This window comes from Streptomyces sp. NPDC001927 (assembly GCF_053594455.1).
Window position 1 is genome coordinate 585779 of record NZ_JBSFEN010000003.1, and the last position, 14272, is coordinate 600050.

The window sequence follows — 14272 nt, forward strand, 5'->3', positions numbered from 1 at the left end:
GCTTAGACGCGACCGCCGCGGCCGATGCCGTCGGTCCGCCGTGCCACGTCGTCGATGCCGTCCATGACGTCCGAGGCGGTGCCCTCGATCATCCCCATGGTCTCGAGACAGTTGTTGAAGACCCCGCGCACGCCGTCCCTGTACGCGTAGATCACCCCGGCCGTGCCCTCCGTCTTGAGCACCCACGGCCCGTCCATGGCGATGGCGAACTCGTCCGACCCCGGCTCGCCCATCCAGTACCGGACGCCGGACACTCCCTCCTGGAAGTTGAGGCCGACGGCGGTGGTCTCGTCGATGATCGTCTCCATCAGCCGAGCGACGCCGAGGATGCGAGCCGGATCTCCTTCGAACTCCTCTTCCATGTGCCCCTCATCTCCCTGCCCCTGGTACCGGTGTGCGGGTACGTTCCCATCGCCACCTTGCGACGGTCTTGCGCGTGCTCCGGCGGCCGGCCTGCCGCCGACCCGGCCGACCCCTACGTCTCGGGGTCCTCCACGATCTCGTCCCGCAGCCGGGACTTCCGCTTCTCGGGCGCGGTACCGCCGAGCGCGACGGCCTGTTCGAAGGGCTGGAACATCCTGTCCCAGTCCACACCCGCCCTCGCCTCGTCCGGACGCCCGAGCAACGCGGACCGCTGGGTGAGTGGTTGGAAGGCGTCGAGGACCGACTGCGCCATGTGGGCACGTCCGCGCTGGGCGGCTTCCAGTACCGCCGCCCCCAACTCCTCGGAGGACATGGTGCGGTGCTTGTCGGCGAGGAACTTGACCTGCTTCAGCTCTCCTTGGGCCCCCACCGTCACCTCCACGGAGCGGTCCTTGGAGCGTCCCGTGTAGATGGCCGTACGCAACTCCTTGTCGGCCTCCGCCAGAGCGGCCGCCGTCGCCTCCATCTCGGCGACCAGCTTCATCATGTCGTCCTCGCCCGGTACTCCGGCCATGTCAGTCCCTCCCGATCGACGCCGGGGCGCCGTCCTCGTCGGCTCCCCACACGTCCTCGTCCTCGGTCAACCACGACTCGCGCTCGCGGTCGCTCTGGGTGTCCTGCTGCCCTTGGCCACCGGGCGGGTTCATCGGCGGCATGAAGGGCGATCCCGAGGTGGCGGAGCCGTTGCGGCTCGCCGCTCCCACGTCGTCCTGGTTCTGGTTCCCCCGGCCCTGGCGCCGGCGTACGACCGTCTCGGGCTCGTGGGCCAGGACGGCGCGTACCCGATCGGCGGTCCCCTCACCGCCGGTGGTGGCGCCGTTCATGTGCGTACCCATCGGCAGCATCGGCGGATTGCCCATCGGCGTCCGGGGCATGTCGTCCATGGTGCTGCCCTGGCCCCTGAGGGAGTCACGGGCGCCCAGGTCACCGGTGTTGTACTGCGGGTCGTCGTACAGCTCCTCCTCGTACCCGCCGGCTCCGGAGCCGACGCCGGTGCCTGTGCCCACGCCGGTGGTCGAAGCGTCGTACGGGTTGTCCGGCCGGGCCCGGAAGTCCTGGCCCGGTTCGAGATGGGTGTTCGCCCGGCTGCCGTCGGGGAAGGTCGTCGTCACCTCACCGGTCTCCGGGTCGACCCTGGTCGAGCTGCCGTCCGGGAAGTCGGTGACCAGCGTGCCGTCGTGCTGACGGGTCGTCCAGCTGCCGTCGGGGTTGCGGGTCGACTCGCCCGCGGCGAGCTGGCTGACGTCCCTGGAGCCGTCGGGCAGGGTGACGGTCGACTCGCCGGTCCGCGGGTCGATGGTCGAGGAACTGCCGTCCGGGTACTGCGTGGTGACCGAACCGTCGGGGTTGATCGCGCTGATGCCGTCGCCGAACGAGTCCGGGTAGCGGCTCGACTGCGGCAGGTCGATCGACGCGGCCTGGTCGCCGATCCGTTCCTGGGCCTCCAGTTGCCGCCGCTGGTACTCGTCCTGCCGGCCCTCCTGCTCGCGCCGGATCTCGTCCTGCCGGGCCTCCTGCTCCCGGCGCATCTGGTCCTGCCGCGCCTCCTGCCGGCCCTGCTCCGACTTCTGTTCCTGGCGTAGCTGGTCCTGCTTGGCCTCCTGCTCCCGCTGCCGCTCCTCCTGCCTGCGCTGCTGCTCCCCCTGCCGGGCCTCCTGCTGCGCCCGGATCTCGTCCTGCTTGGCCTCCTGCTGCTGCCGGAGCTGGTCCTGCTTGGCCTCCTGCTCCCGCTGCCGCTCCTCCTGCTTGCGCTGCTGCTCCTCCTGCCGGGCCTCCTGCCGGGCCCGCTCCGCCTTCTGCTCCTCCTTCATCTGCTCCTGCTCCGCCTTCTGCTCCTGGCGGATCTGCTCCTGCTTGGCCTCCTGCTCCCGCTGCTTCGCCTCCTGCTGCTTCTCGCGCTCCTCCTGCTTGCGCTCCTGCTCGGCCCGCAGCTGGTCCTGCTTCGCCTCCTGCTCGCGCTGCCTCTCCTCCTGCTCGGCCTCCTGCTCCTCCTGCTTGCGCTCCTGCTCAGCCCGCTGCTGCTCCTGCTTCGCCTCCTGCTCCCGCTGCTTCTCCTCCTGCTTGCGTTCCCGCTCCTCCTGCTTCTGCTGCTGCAGCAGGACCATCGCCTGCTGCTGAGCCTGCTGTTCCTCCTGCTTGCGCTCCTGCTCGGCCCGCTGCTGGTCCTGCTTGGCCTCCTGCTCCTGCTGCCGGGCCTCCTGCTTGGCCTGCTGCTCCTCCTGCTTGCGCTCCTGCTCAGCCCGCTGCTGGTCCTGCCTGGCCTCCTGTTCCCGCTGCTTCTCCTCCTGCTTGCGCTGCTGCTCTTCCTGCTTCCGTTCCTGCTCGGCCCGCTGCGCCTCCGCCTTCGCCTCCTGCTCGCGCTGCTTGGCCTCCTGCTTGGCCTCCTGCTCGCGCTGCTTCTCCTCCTGCTGGCGCTGCCGTTCCTCCTGCTTGCGCTCCTGCTCGAGCCGGATCGCCTCGGCCCGGGCCTCGGCCTCCTTCTGCTTACGGTCGGCCTCCTCCTGCGCCTTCCGTGCCCGCTCCTCCGCGCGGGCCTCCGCCTCCGCCTGGCGGGCCGCTGCCGCCGCCTCGGCCTCCTTCTGCCTGCGGTCGGCCTCCGCCTTGGCCGCCGCCGCCTCGTCCTCCGCCCTCTTCTTGTCCCGCGCGGCGACGTCCGCCGCGAAGCTCTTCTCCAGGTCGATGTCGATCGACTTGAGAGGCCTGAACCTCTGGTCGTTCCACGAATTCTGCACATCGATGAGCACCTGGCGGGCGACTCTCTCCAGGTCATTCTTGACAGAGTCCTGCCAGCGCTTCAGAGCGTCTTCGCCGATCCTCTTCCAGGTCGCCGTCGATTCGAGCGGGCCATAGTCCTTGTAGCCGCCGCTGAATCCCTCGTACTTCACCTTGTTGTGTTCGCTGGGATCGACGCCGGACCGCACTTTGGTGAGGTTCTGGTACCAGATCTCGTCGGACACCTTGAGCAGGTCGTCATAGAGAAAGCGCAGGGGGTTGGACGCGAATTCCTGCCAGATCTGCCATGCGCTGTGGAGCTTCTTCACCGCCAACTCGAGCTGCTTGCCGAAGATGCGCAGCTGGTAGCCGTGTTTCGACCAGGTGCCGAACTGCGGAAACTGCTCGTTGTACCCCTCGTAGTTCCTCTGCAGTCCGTGGATGAGATCACGGAAGATGCCGGCCGCCTGCCCCTTCCAGGCGAACTCCTCCTTGCCGAGGTCGAACTCCCAGTCCGTCAGGTCACGGTTGCGGGCCGCGAAGAACCTCGCCGCCCGGTCGAACGCGGCCGCCGTGTCCTCGAAGGACTTCAGGCTCACGGCGTTCTTGCGTGAGACGTCGATCTCGCCCCACGAGAATCCCACCGTCGACTGACCGGGCAGTTCGAGAAGCCGTGCGAGCGCCAGGCCTCCCCCGAAGGAGTACGTCGTGAGGTTGCGGTTGTTCCACTTGTGATGGGCATCGATGCCGCCGCCGAAGGCGTGACCCAGGTTGCTCTTGAACTCGCCGCCCAGGTAGACGCCACCGTCCGGCACATCGGCGTCGATGGTGCCGATGAAGGTGATGCGGGCCCGCTTCATCTTGACGTTCTCGCCGACGGGCGCGGTCGTGATGGGGCCGTACATGCCGGAGTAGAAGGGAACGATGAAGTCGGTGTCCTGGATGTGCCAGCCGCTGTTCCTGGACCTCCACTGAAGATCGTCGATGGCGCCCAGAAGGCTGTTCTCGACCTCGGGGGCGTCCGAGAACTCCACCTTCATCAGGGGGATCTTGTCGTTCCCGAGCAGTGTCGCGAAGATCTCGTCCCTGGTCGGCGGGACGTACCCGGTGAAGAGCCGTACCGCCTGCCACCAGTAGTCGTCGGTGGCGGTGATCGGGGGGACCTTGGGGGCGTCGGGCACGACATTCTGCTTTCACTCGGAGAACAAGGGAGGAGGGGGTCGCGCTCTAGTCGTCGTCATCTCCGCTGCCGCCCCCTCGCTCGCTCGACGCGAGGTCGTCCACCACGTCCTCCCACATGTCCATGAACTCCTCGCCGTCCATGCGGATCAGGCTCCCGTCCTGCACCTCGCCGAGCTTCCTGATGGTGATCCGCATGTTGTCTTCCATGTCGTCGAACAGGACGATGTGGTCGTCGAAGATCTCCGTCATCGACGTGATGCACTTGACCAGGGCCTTGTTCAGCTTCACCCCGGTCTCCCCCATCTCACCGCTCGTCCCCATGAAGCCGAGGGAGAGCGGCCGCCCCAGGTCCTTCAGTTCCGGGTCGGTGACGTCCCCGTCCGCCAGCGTGCCCAGCGCCCGCTCCCCGGAGGGGTCGTCGACCAGCATGTTCCGCAGGCTCTGCGTGAACGGCGCGAGCCGGTTGTCCAGGAACAGCTGCAGACCCCCCTTGTCCATGACGATCCGGGTCGTGTCCGTATTGGGGTCGCCTGCCATGTCCCTCTCCGTTCATGCGATGCGATGCGGTGCGGCGGTCGGGGTGCGTGAACGGGCCCTCACCGATGGGCCGTGGGCCCAGGGTGGAAAGAGAGCCTTGCCTCCACCCCTCACACTCCTGCCACCACCCTGCGAAATCCTTGCGCCCCCGCTCCCGCGCACCCGTCGGGCCTGTGCCGACGGGACGGTCTGTGGCACATTCGGCGACGTCGAGAGCGTCCGGAGCGAAGGAGCCCCCACCGTGGAAGCCGAGACCGTCGCCGCCGCGCCCGCCGGGAACGGCGGCACCCTCCTCCCCACCCAGGACTTCGTCCGGCAGCTGCTCGACCGGCTGGAGTTGACGCACACCGTCGACGTGGAGGGGGATCTGGTCGCGCCCTGGAAGGACTACCGCATGTACTTCATGTTCCGGGGCGCGGGCGACCAGCGGCTGTTCTCCGTCCGCACCTTCTACGACCGGCCCTTCCGCCCCGAGGACAAGCCGAAGCTGTACGAGTGGATCGACGACTGGAACCGCAACAGCCTGTGGCCCAAGGTGTGCACCTTCACGCCCGAGGACGGGCAGATCCGGATGATCGGCGAGGCGCAGACCCTGATCGGGATGGGCGTCGGCCCCGAGCACTTCGTGACCTGTGTCGTCAGCTGGATCGAGGGATCCATCGAGTTCGACCGGCACGTGACCCGCCTCCTCGGCCTCGCCGACGACAGCGAGGCCGAGAGCGAGAACTAGGGCGTGTGCCGAAGGATGACGCAGCGCTCACTTGGATCGGGTCAGTTGCCCGGGCCGTCGCACCAACTGGGCTTCAGGGACGACAACTTGTCGATGTCCTGGAGGTTGGTCGCCGCCTTCGCCGGCATCTTGAGCTCGACACCCTGGTGGTCGGCGTCGGTGAAGAGGCTCCAGGTGTGGTCGGTCCGGTTCCAGACACTGGTCGCCTGGTCGTTCCAGGTGGCGCCGTCGTTGTAGCCGGGCTTGTCCTGCCAGGTGAGGGGCAGCGACAGGTACGTGAGGTTCGTGGCGAACCCGTCGCACATCTCCGCGACGTGCAGCGGGGTCAGCGCCAGCAGCGGCCCCGTGCCGTCGGGCCCGCCGTAGAGGCACATCTCGCCCTCATCACACCCGTACCACATCGGCCTCGCCTCGACCCTGGGGAGCAGCGGCGAGCCGCTGCGTCGCATGACCGCGAGCCGTTCGGCTTCCTGCTCCTCGGCGGGGGCGAGCTCCTGTCGCTGGAGCGGTGCCGTGTCCTCCTGTACCGCTTCGCGCTTCTGCTTCTTGAGGGGTGCCGGTGCCTTCTCCCGGCGCTCGCCCGCACGCTCCGGCTCCGGCTCCGTCCCGTTGCCCGCGGCGAGCTCGACCTTCGCCGTCTCTGCCGGGGCCGCCGGCGCCGCCTGGGACGCGGGCCGGTCCGGCTCGTCGGCGCCGCCCTCGGCGATCAGGAGGAAGGGCAGGGTGACCAGCGCGCCGCCGGCGAACGCCGCGCGGACGAGAAGTCGCCCGGCGCCGTTCGGCTGCGCCGACGGCGCACCTGGACCTGTCGAGGATTCGGACATGTCTGCTCCGTGTTCGGGGTGAGGTACGGGTGGGAAGCCCGGTCATGCCGCGCCGTCCCACACTCCTGCCGTGTCCCTGCGCAAACCTTGCGGGCGGACCTGAACCCCGTCGGCGGTCGGCGCGTAGGTCGGGGTGGTTGTCGATGGCAGCGGAGATGCAGAACCGAATCGTGTGAAGTGATGAGTTGGCGGTTTCGAGGAACGTGGGTTGGAAATGCCTGAGAACACGGCCGCCGGTCTGTGCCGGCTCACGGTGCGCGCCCCTGAGAAGTCGATCGACCTGGCGGTGCCCGCGGACATTCCGATCATCGACCTGCTGCCCACGCTGGTGGAGTACGCGGGTGACGGGCTCGCCGAGAACGGCCTGGAGCACGGGGGGTGGGTCCTCCAGCGGCTGAGCGGCAAGCGGCTCGACGAGGAGAGCAGTCTCGAGTCGCTGGGGCTGCGGGACGGTGACACGGTCCTGCTGAGACCGCACACCGAGGTACTGCCCGAGGTGCGGTTGGACGATCTGGTGGACGGGATCGCGACCACCATGCGTGACCAGCCCTTCGGCTGGACTCCGGTGATCTCCCGGCGGTTGCTGCTCGCGTTCGCGTGGGCGACCGCGCTCGCCGCGGCGGCGACGGTGGCGCTGTCCGGGAATTCGAGCCTGGTCGGCGCGATCGCCTCGGCCGGCATGGCCCTGCTGCTGCTCGCGGGGGCGGGTTCGGCGAGTCGCGCGGTGGGGGACGCGGGCGCGGGCGCTGTGCTCGGGATGCCCGGGGTGCTGTGTCTGGCCCAGACGGGCTGGCTGCTGCCCGGGGGCACTCTGTCGGGCACATCGGAGGGGCATGCGGTGCTCGGTTCCCGGCTGCTCGCCGCGGGTGCGGCGGCGGCCGGCGGGGCGATGCTGGCGGTGGCGGTGGTCGGTGCGTTCGCGGCCCTGTTCGCCGCCTTCGGGATCATCGCGCTGAGCGCGGCGCTGGCCGGGGTCCTGGTCCTCGCGGCCGATCTCGGCTTGTCGGAGACGGCGGGCGTGATGGCCGTCACGGCGGTCATCTTCGGCGCGTTCGTACCGAGCCTGTCGTTCCGGCTCGCCGGGCTCAGACTGCCGCCCCTGCCGTCCAACGCCGAGCAGTTGCAGGAGGGCATCGAGCCGCACTCGCCGTCGGCCGTCGCCGCGCGGGCGGTGGTCGCCGACGGCTGGATGACGGGCCTCTACGGCGCGGCGGGGGTGATCTGTGCCGCCTCCGTCGTGGGTCTCGCCACGCACCCCCGGCTCGCGGAGACGTTGACCATCGCCGTACTGACGGTGCTCCTGCTTCTGCACAGCAGGGGTCTGGGGAACACCTTGCAGCGCCTCTGGCTGACGGCCCCCGCCGCCATCGGAGCGGGCGCCCTCGTCCTCGTCATGACGGCCGATGCGACGCCCACGGGTCGCCTGCTCTTCGCCGCCGGTCTCCTCGGCGCCACGGCCACCGTCGCGATCGCCGCGTGGACCGTCCCGGGCCGGCGACTCGTTCCGTACTGGGGCCGCGCGGCCGAGATCCTGCACTCGACGATGGCCATCGCCATGCTCCCGCTGGGTCTCTGGGTGCTTGGCGTCTACTCCTTCCTCCGCGGACTCAAGGGCTAGGGGCGCCGGACACGATGGACAACAAACGCGACCAGGTACAGGCGCACATGTTCATGATGGGGCGCCTCACCTCCGGCATGCTGCGCGCCGACCCGGATGCCCCGGAGAGCCCGCAGGGACGGACCAACCGGGGCATCGTGATCGGCATCGTGGTCGCGGTGCTCGTCGGCGCCGGCGCCTTCGTCTTCGGGCTCATCTCCCCCGGTACGCCCTCGTCGAAGTGGCGGGAGGAGGGCAACATCGTGGTGGAGAAGGAGACCGGATCACGCTTTCTGTACATCGGCGGCCGCCTCCGGCCGCTGCGCAACTACGCGTCGGCGAAGCTCCTTTCGAGCAAGGAGGCCAAGACCGAGACGGTGAGCTCCAAGGCGCTGGCCGGTACACCCCACGGGTCTCCGGTCGGCATCCCCGGCGCTCCGCACTCCCTGCCGTCGACCGCACAACTGGACCATCAACCTTGGCAGTTGTGTTCAGAGACGACCACCGGCGTCGGCGGGAAGGGCGCCAGGACGATCACCACTCTCGCCGTCGCGCGCGGTCCTCTGATCGACTCGTTGACCAGCGATCAGGCCCTCCTCGTCACCGGCCCCGACGGCGCGAACTACCTGCTGTGGAAGGGCAGTCGCCTGCGCGTCGACCGGGCGAGCGCCGCCCAGGAGGCGCTCGGGTACGGGTCCGCGACCGCCACGCAGGTGTCGGGGGCGCTGCTCAACGCTCTGCCGTCCGGGCCCGATCTGGCCGCGCGGGAGGTGCCCGACGTCGGCGCGCCCGGCCCGCGCCTCGCCGGCCGGGAGACCCGGATCGGACAGCTCTTCCGGGTGGCGGTCCCCGGTCGCACCGCCGAGACGTACCAGCTGCGCAAGGACGGACTCAGCCCCCTCACCGCGACCCAGATGGCCCTGGCCGTGGGTGCCCCCAAGACACGTCAGCTGGCGTACGGCGGCGCTTCGCCTACCGTCGCCGATGTCGGCTCCGACGTCCTGCGGGGCAATCTGGCGCCCGTCGACCCCACCGTCGACCTGACCGCCCTGCCGAGCAAGCCGCCCCAGCTGGTGCAGGTCGCCCAGGGTCAGCAGCCCTGCGCGCAGATCACCCCAGCCGGCTCGCAGGCGAAGGGGACGAGCACGAGCATCGGCCTGGCCTTCGCGCCCGAACTGGGCATGCCGGCCGATCCCGGTCCCGAGGGTCTTGTCAGGGCGTGCATGCCCGTCGACCGCATCACCGTGTCGGCGGGCCGAGGAGTGGTCGTCCGTGCCCTCAGCGGCGCCGGGACCAAGATCGGGACCACCCTGTACCTCGTCACCGACGCCGGGGTGAAGTACCGCGTGGCGAGCGGTGCGGCGGCTTCGGCGCTCGGGTACGCGGACGCGACCTCCGAGGGGCTCCCGTCCCTGCTCCTGGCCATGCTTCCGACGGGTCCCGACCTGTCGCCGGAGGCGGCGGAGCGGGGCGTGGCCGTGACGACGGCTCCGCGCTGCACCCCGTCGGCGAACACCACGCACTGAGTGGTTTCCGGTGGTCCGCTCCCCCGCCGTTTCGGCGGGGTGAGCGGACCACCGTCACGCTGTCTAGGCGGAGGCTTCCGCGTGTGCGGGGAGGTCCTCCGGCAGCAGGGCGCGCAGGTCGTCCACCGACGCGTTCGTCAGGCCGCCCAGGCGCCGGGCCTGATGGGTGATCATCGACTCCATCAGCTGACGTGCCGTACGGGCGTTGCCGAACGATCGGCCACGGGGAAGCGCGGAGATGTGCTCGCGCAGCGCGGCGACCGTGTTCGTGCCGCACTCGTAGCCCGTGCTCCGCGCGTGCTGCTCGACGATGGAGACGAGTTCGTCGGTGGAGTAGTTCTCGAAGTGCACCCGCCGGCCGAAGCGTGAGGCCAGACCCGGGTTGGAGTCCAGGAAGCGTCCCATCTCCACGTCGTAGCCCGCCGCGATGACCACGACGTCGTCGCGGTGGTCCTCCATCAGCTTCAGGAGCGTGTCGATGGCCTCCTGGCCGAAGTCGTTGCCGCCGCCGTCCGGGGTGAGGGTGTACGCCTCGTCGATGAAGAGGACACCGCCCATCGCGCTCTGGAAGACGTCCTTGGTGAGCTGTGCCGTGTGGCCGACGTACCGGCCCACCAGGTCCGCGCGGGCGACCTCCACCAGTTTGGTCGACGGCAGGACGCCGAGGGCGTGCAGCAGTCGGGCGTAGAGGCGCGCCACGGTGGTCTTGCCGGTGCCGGGAGGGCCGACGAAGACGAGATGTTGGCTCAGGCGTGAGACGGGCAGTCCTGCGGCTTCCCGCTGGCGGGCCAGGGAGAGCAGGTTGACCAGGTCGGTGACCTCCCGCTTCACGGCGGCGAGGCCGGTCATGCCGTCCAGCTGGTCGAGGAGTTGCTGCCGGTCCTCGGCCGCGTCCTTCTCCTGGCCGGCCGCGTCGGCGACGTCGTCCGGCAGCAGCAGGGTGAGGTCCGCTTCACTGGGGTCGGTCATGGCGGCGAGCCGGAACGACTGCCGGTCGACCATGTCCTCGAAGACGCCTCGTGCGACGCGTCCGTTGCCGAAGTTGGCGTCGCGCGGCATGGACTGGAAGTGCGCGGTGAGCGCCTCCGACGTACCGGGGCCCAGTTCGTAGCGGTGGCCGGCGGAGATGTTCTCGGTGATGGTGACGAGTTCCTCCACCGAGTAGTTGGCGAACTCGATGGTGCGCGTGAACCGGGAGGCCAGACCGGCGTTGGCGGCCACGAACCCCTGCATCTCCTCCGAGTAGCCGGCGGCGACCACGACGATGTCGTCGCGGTGGTCCTCCATCAGCTTCACCAGGGTGTCGATGGCCTCCAGGCCGAAGTCGGTGCCGTTGCCCTTGGCGCCGGAGGCCAGCGTGTACGCCTCGTCGATGAAGAGGACGCCGCCGAGTGCCTCGTTGAAGGCCTCGGTGGTCTTGATGGCCGTGGCGCCGATGTACTGGGCCACCAGGTCGGCCCGTGACACCTCGACGATGTGGCCCGAACGCAGCACCCCAAGCTCCGCGAGGATGCCGCCGTACAGCCGCGCCACGGTGGTCTTGCCGGTGCCGGGAGGCCCGGCGAAGATCAGGTGGCGGCTCATGCTGGGTACGGGCATGCCGAGCCGGATCCTGCGCTGAGCCTGCTGGTTGAGGTTGACCAGCGTACGCACCTGGTGCTTGACGCCGTCGAGGCCGACAAGCGACTCCAGCTCCTCCAGCGGGCTGCGGTCTCCACCGCCCGCGCCTCCCTTGCCGCCGCCGGCCAGGTCCGCGTCCGGGCCCCAGGCGTCCGGCACGTGGTTGTCGGCGCTGCTGATGTCCATCACTTCGAGCTTCTCGGAGGCGCGGGTCTGCCGCAGGCCGGCGCCCCGGTTCTCCGTCAGCTCGCACCCCGCGATGCCGACGGCCTCGGCGGTGTCGACGCGGATGCCGTCTCCCGCGCTGGCCGAGACGCGGCACGAGCGGAGTTCGGCCCGGCTGCCTTCGGAGAGCAGGACGCCGTGGGCCCCGGCGCCGGTGATCCGCGTCCGGGTCAGGGCGAGGTCGCTGCCGGACGCCACCATGACGGCCGTACCGGCGCTGGAGTCGAACTCGCAGTCGCGGACGGTGGCGGTGCAGTCCGCTCCGACCTCCAGGCCGACGTTGGAGATGGAGCGCAGCACCGTGTCGCTGATGTGGGTCTCGGCGCCGCCGGACAGCCGGATGCCGACGCCCTCCGTCAGCTCGATGGTGCCGCCTTCGAGGCGGCCGCGCCCGTCGTCGTCGACCTCCACGCCGACTCCGCCCGGGCTGATGATCCGTACGTGCCGGATCAGCGGGTTGGCGAGCGTACGGACGGAGATCGCCGTGCCCGCCGCGTTGGTGATCTCCAGGTGGTCGAACTCCGCCGTGGAGCCGTCGGAGAGCTGGACGGCGCCCGCGGTGTCCAGGCACTGCCGGACGCCGACCCGGGTGAGTGAGGGGGCGCCGTCGCCCAGCACCTTGATGCCGGCCTCCTTGGTGCCGGTGAACTCGCACTCCTCGAAGGTGCCGCGGGAGCGCTCGGTCACGAACAGCCCCGCACCCTTGGTCCGTTCGGCGCTGCAGTACCGCATCAGGCAGTCCCCGCCCGCGGACAGCGCGTATCCCGGGCCTGTGGTCGCCGACACCCTGACGTTCTCCAGGACCGGCCGCGCCGTCGTGGTCACCAGGACGCCCACGGGCACGTCCCGGATCTGCACCCTGCTGACCGCGGTCGAGCTGCTGCCCTCAAGTGCCAGGGCGGGCTTGTCCGTTCCGGATACCTCGCAGTCCTCGAAAACGCCCTGCGCCTCGCCGTTGGCGAGGAGTCCGTTGCCCCGGGCATCGCGGATGGTGCAATTACGGACCGTGGTCCTGGAGTTCTCGCCGAGCACCACACCCGAGGTGCCGAGGTTCTCGATCAGGCAGTCCTCCACCACGCTCCCGGTCGGGGCGGTGTCGACGATGCCGGCGCCGTCCCGGTTGGTGATACGGCAGTTGCGCAGGGCCAGCGACCCCGTCTGACGCGAGAGGATCGCCGTCCAGCCCGAACCGTTGACCGTGCAGCCGTCCATGGCGAGCTGGCCCCGGGCCGCGTCGACCGTGGCGACGTCCTCCGAACCACCGCGCAGCACCAGGTCCGTGAGCATCACGGCGTCCGCGACGAGCACCAGGGCCGAACCGCGGCGGGGGCAGATCTCGACGGCGTCGCCGTCGCCCTCGGCGACCAGGCTGACCCGGGTCCGCACCATGAGGTTCTCGGCGTACCGGCCCGCCTTGATGCGGATGACGGCCCCGGAGCGCGCCACAGCCAGTGCCTCGGTGATCGTCCTGTAGGCACCGGACTCATCCGGCGAGACCCTGAGTATCTGGCGTGACACTTCATACCTCCTGATGGGTGGGTGCGGACGGGTGCCGTACGGGAGGCCGGGGAACCGTGTGCCGCGCTACTGATTGATTTTTCTTCCGCGCGCCGTTGATGGGACCGGTTCGGCGCCTATCATGTGCCGCATGCGACGCGCCCGTTACTCGCGCCAACACCTCATCTCGGCAGCGGCGGTTGCCTGTTGCCTGACGATCAGCGCGGCCCCGCCGGCTTCCGCGGCGGACGAACCGGTCTCGCTGCCGACCGTACGGACCGCACTCGGGTCCGACGAGCCGTGCGCCGGCCCTTCCGCGGAGACGGCACGCGCCGAGCCCTGGACGCGGGCGGCGATGAGTCTGTCCCGCTCCTGGCAGCTGACCCAGGGCTCCGGCGTGCTCGTGGCCGTCGTGGACACCGGGGTCGGCGCCGACATACCCGCGCTCGAGGGCCGGGTGACCCATGTGGGTACCGCCAAGATCGACTGTGTGGGGCACGGCAGCTTCGCGGCCGGCCTCATCGCGGCCGCTCCCCGCCCGGGCTCGGGCATGGCCGGTGTCGCGCCGCAGGCCCGCGTCCTCGCCGTGCGCGGCACCGACGAGCGGGGCATCACCAACGGCCCCGCCCTGGCGACGGCGATCCGACAGGCCGCGGACGCCGGTGCCAAGGTCATCTACGTGGCCCGGGCCGTCGTCGACGGGCGCGCCGAACTGACCGCGGCCGTCGCGTACGCGTCCGAGCGCGACGCGCTGATCGTGGCGCCGGTCGCCCCCGACGCGCTGCCGCGCGGCGCGACGGGCGACCAGGCCGCGGCGCGGCCCTACTTCCCCGCCTTCCTGCCCAAGGTGGTGTCGGTGGTGGACTACGGCCCCGACCTGGCCCGCCCGACCAACGCGCCGCCGCCCTTCGCCGCCGACCTGTCCGCACCCGGCGACGCCGTGGTCAGCGTGGGTCCGCGGGGCGCGGGCCACTACATCGGCTCCGGCTCGTCGTTCGCCGCGGCCAATGTGGCGGGTGCCGCGGCCCTCATTCGGGCCCGGTACCCCGAGCTCTCCGCGGACCGGACGGCCGCCCGTCTGGCGTCGACCGCGTACCCGGCGGACATCCCCCGCCTCGACCCGTACGCCGGGCTCACCGCCGTCGCCGGTGGCGGCGCCGTCGACCGGCGCGCCGAGCCGGCCCGGGTGGACCCGAAGCCCGACACCGCCGAGGGATCCCGCCGTACGGCGCTCGTGGTGGCCGGCGCGGCCCTGCTCCTCGTGCTCGTCCTCGCCGCCGCGGTAGCGATCGTCCCGCGCGGACGAGCCCGCTCCTGGCGCGCCGCCGACCGCTGAGACACCGACCTCTGAGACGCCGGCCCTGGGGACGCCGACCGCCAAGGCCTCGGCTCTCGCGCC

At 70.5% G+C, this 14272-nt stretch carries 10 protein-coding genes; 4 read left to right on the plus strand and 6 right to left on the minus strand.

All coding sequences use genetic code 11. The features are described from left to right. Positions 1 to 2 precede the first annotated feature (2 nt). The 4 genes from ACWCO8_RS09945 to ACWCO8_RS09960 all read right to left on the minus strand — a co-directional run bounded on the left by ACWCO8_RS09945 (position 3) and on the right by ACWCO8_RS09960 (position 4854). Positions 3 to 362 carry a hypothetical protein gene (locus ACWCO8_RS09945; protein ID WP_451031820.1) on the minus strand — a complete coding sequence of 120 codons (360 nt, stop codon included), beginning with the start codon at positions 360 to 362 and terminating at the stop codon, positions 3 to 5. Between the two features lie 113 nt (positions 363 to 475). Next, positions 476 to 937, minus strand: coding sequence for a YbaB/EbfC family nucleoid-associated protein (locus tag ACWCO8_RS09950; RefSeq protein WP_451031821.1), 462 nt, complete (start codon positions 935 to 937; stop codon positions 476 to 478). Position 938: 1 nt separating this feature from the next. Further along, positions 939 to 4316, minus strand: coding sequence for an AAWKG family protein (locus tag ACWCO8_RS09955; protein WP_451031822.1), 3378 nt, complete (start codon positions 4314 to 4316; stop codon positions 939 to 941). Between the two features lie 46 nt (positions 4317 to 4362). After that, positions 4363 to 4854 carry a type VII secretion system-associated protein gene (locus ACWCO8_RS09960; RefSeq protein WP_451031823.1) on the minus strand — a complete coding sequence of 164 codons (492 nt, stop codon included), beginning with the start codon at positions 4852 to 4854 and terminating at the stop codon, positions 4363 to 4365. 241 nt (positions 4855 to 5095) lie between these two features. Between ACWCO8_RS09960 and ACWCO8_RS09965 the strand changes: the two genes are divergently transcribed. Then, positions 5096 to 5584, plus strand: coding sequence for a YbjN domain-containing protein (locus ACWCO8_RS09965; RefSeq protein ID WP_451031824.1), 489 nt, complete (start codon positions 5096 to 5098; stop codon positions 5582 to 5584). A 41-nt stretch (positions 5585 to 5625) separates the two neighbouring features. Here the strand turns inward: ACWCO8_RS09965 and ACWCO8_RS09970 are convergent, their stop codons facing one another. Then, positions 5626 to 6408, minus strand: coding sequence for a peptidase inhibitor family I36 protein (locus ACWCO8_RS09970; RefSeq protein ID WP_451031825.1), 783 nt, complete (start codon positions 6406 to 6408; stop codon positions 5626 to 5628). Positions 6409 to 6622: 214 nt separating this feature from the next. Between ACWCO8_RS09970 and eccD the strand changes: the two genes are divergently transcribed. Both eccD and eccB read left to right on the plus strand, forming a co-directional pair. Next, positions 6623 to 8026 carry a type VII secretion integral membrane protein EccD gene (gene eccD / locus ACWCO8_RS09975; protein WP_451031826.1) on the plus strand — a complete coding sequence of 468 codons (1404 nt, stop codon included), beginning with the start codon at positions 6623 to 6625 and terminating at the stop codon, positions 8024 to 8026. Between the two features lie 14 nt (positions 8027 to 8040). After that, positions 8041 to 9531 (plus strand): type VII secretion protein EccB, encoded by a 1491-nt coding sequence (gene eccB / locus ACWCO8_RS09980; RefSeq protein WP_451031827.1) that lies wholly within the window; start codon positions 8041 to 8043, stop codon positions 9529 to 9531. Positions 9532 to 9594: 63 nt separating this feature from the next. Here the strand turns inward: eccB and ACWCO8_RS09985 are convergent, their stop codons facing one another. Further along, complete coding sequence (locus ACWCO8_RS09985; protein WP_451031828.1) at positions 9595 to 12894, minus strand: right-handed parallel beta-helix repeat-containing protein; 3300 nt, start codon at positions 12892 to 12894, stop codon at positions 9595 to 9597. 130 nt (positions 12895 to 13024) lie between these two features. Between ACWCO8_RS09985 and ACWCO8_RS09990 the strand changes: the two genes are divergently transcribed. Next, positions 13025 to 14209, plus strand: coding sequence for a S8 family serine peptidase (locus ACWCO8_RS09990; protein WP_451031829.1), 1185 nt, complete (start codon positions 13025 to 13027; stop codon positions 14207 to 14209). Positions 14210 to 14272: the final 63 nt, after the last annotated feature.

What these genes read in the sequence shown, in the direction of transcription:
- ACWCO8_RS09945 (WP_451031820.1), bottom strand. Translation starts at nt 362, where the DNA reads ATGGAAGAGGAGTTCGAAGGAGATCCGGCTCGCATCCTCGGCGTCGCT.
- eccD (WP_451031826.1), top strand. Translation starts at nt 6,623, where the DNA reads ATGCCTGAGAACACGGCCGCCGGTCTGTGCCGGCTCACGGTGCGCGCC.
- ACWCO8_RS09950 (WP_451031821.1), bottom strand. Translation starts at nt 937, where the DNA reads ATGGCCGGAGTACCGGGCGAGGACGACATGATGAAGCTGGTCGCCGAG.
- ACWCO8_RS09990 (WP_451031829.1), top strand. Translation starts at nt 13,025, where the DNA reads ATGCGACGCGCCCGTTACTCGCGCCAACACCTCATCTCGGCAGCGGCG.
- ACWCO8_RS09960 (WP_451031823.1), bottom strand. Translation starts at nt 4,854, where the DNA reads ATGGCAGGCGACCCCAATACGGACACGACCCGGATCGTCATGGACAAG.
- ACWCO8_RS09970 (WP_451031825.1), bottom strand. Translation starts at nt 6,408, where the DNA reads ATGTCCGAATCCTCGACAGGTCCAGGTGCGCCGTCGGCGCAGCCGAAC.
- eccB (WP_451031827.1), top strand. Translation starts at nt 8,041, where the DNA reads ATGGACAACAAACGCGACCAGGTACAGGCGCACATGTTCATGATGGGG.